This is a genomic window from Microbulbifer epialgicus (assembly GCF_041447265.1).
In the GTDB taxonomy this organism is placed as follows: Bacteria; Pseudomonadota; Gammaproteobacteria; order Pseudomonadales; family Cellvibrionaceae; genus Microbulbifer; species Microbulbifer epialgicus.
The window spans coordinates 1-1,973 of the sequence record NZ_JBGMEK010000204.1 but is presented as its reverse complement, the minus strand read 5'-3'; the positions used below and the strand labels follow the sequence as shown (position 1 = coordinate 1,973).

Genomic DNA, 1,973 nt, shown 5'->3' with positions numbered 1-1,973 from the left:
CTTTAATGAAGGGCGTGAGAATCCGCTGGGGCCACTATCGGTACAGTATGCGGACTATGCGGTGTGGCAGCGCGAGTGGCTCAGTGGCGATGTATTGGCAGAGCAATTGGGCTATTGGCAGGAGCAGTTGAGAGGTTTACCTCCGGTACATAACTTACCCTTAGATAAGACACGTCCTAACAAACAAAGCTTTATCGGAGCTCGGTACTGTCAGACTCTTAACAAAGGTTTGACCGAAGGCATTCAGCGATTTTGCAGAACGCGGGATGTAACGCTATTTATGTTCATTCATACCGTGTTATCTATACTGTTAAGTCGTTATAGCAATGAGAATGACATTGTCATAGGTACGCCAATTGCGGGACGAGTTCACAGGGATGTTGAATCTTTGATCGGATTCTTTGCGAACACCTTGGTATTGCGCAGTGATTTATCCGGTAACTTGATATTTGATGAGCTGTTGAAAAAAAATAGACAAGTAGTTCTTGATGCATATGAATATCAGGATATTCCATTTGAAATAGTAGTTGAGAGAGTAAATCCGGAGCGAAACGTAAATCACAGCCCTTTATTTCAAGTAATGTTAACTCACCAAAATAACGAATATTCCGGATTAGAGCTTGGCGGTTTAACTTTTTCAGGTTTGTGTTCCGCACATTGTAGTACCAAGTATGATTTGGAATTAAGCCTCATAGAGAATGAACAAGGACTGATATTAGACTGGATATATAGTAAAGATCTTTTTGAAGAGCTAACAATAGATAGATTCGCTAACAGTTTCCGGGTATTACTTGAAGACACTATTTCATCCCCAGAAAAACCAATAAACCAGTTATCCATACTCACCGAATTACAACAAAAACAATTGCTAATAGAGTGGAATGATACTGTTATAGATTATCCGAAAAGTATTTGTGTTCCTGAAGTTTTTGAACAACAAGTAAAGCGCTCACCAGATTCAATAGCAGTTGTCTTTAATGATGTTAAGCTTTCATATAAAGACATCAACACCAGATCAAACCAGCTGGCAAATTATTTAATTAAAAAAGGTGTAGCTGTAGGCAGCTTTGTTGGATTATGCCTAGAGAGGTCTCATAGCTTAATTATTGCAATGATAGGTATTCTTAAGGCTGGAGCTGTATATGTACCAATAGATAAAAAAATACCATCATCAAGGTTCAGAAAAATCTCCGATGAAGTAAACTTTAATCTTTTAATAACACAAGAAAAATACTTAGATCCATTAGTTGAAAGAGATTTCAAGTGTATTTATTGGGATACTTTTATTCACCATGATATTGATAGATTTTCAGCAGAAAGTCCCAATGTGAGCGTCAGTTCTAAAGATTTAGCATATGTAATTTATACATCAGGATCGACCGGACAACCTAAAGGTGTAATGATTGAGCATGCATCTGTCATTAATTTAGTCAATAGTCAAAAGCGCCATCTAGATATATCTGCTAAAAGTAGGATGTTACAATTCTCAACTATTAGCTTCGATGCGGCCGTTTTTGAGTGGATGTTAGCTCTTCTAAGTGGAGCAAGTCTATATATTTGCACCGACGATCAAAAATACTCTGCAAGTTTACTAGAGAATTTTTTGATCACTCAGAAGATAAGTCACGCATTATTACCTCCTGCGCTGCTTCCGACGTTGTCTATAAGTAACTTACATACAATAGAAAGCTTGGTAGTTGGAGGTGAGCCATGCGATGCGCTTATTGCGCAAAAGCTGGCGCAAAATTTACGGTTGTTTAATGCTTATGGACCAACCGAGAGCACTGTTTATTCAACTATTTATCATGTTCAACCGGGAAAAGGGCTCTCCATTGGTCGCCCCATAGATAATGTCCGCCTGTATGTATTGAATAATGAAAGAGAATTAGTGCCTGTAGGGGTTGTCGGACAGTTACATATAGGCGGTGCAGGTGTCGCAAGAGGTTATTTGAACCGCCCTGAATTGACCAAAG

General features: G+C 38.8%; 1 protein-coding gene. It reads left to right on the top strand.

Annotated elements, in window-relative coordinates:
- Positions 1-1,973 (top strand): non-ribosomal peptide synthetase (locus ACCI49_RS24475; RefSeq protein ID WP_371841872.1); only part of this gene is annotated, 1,973 nt, incomplete at both ends.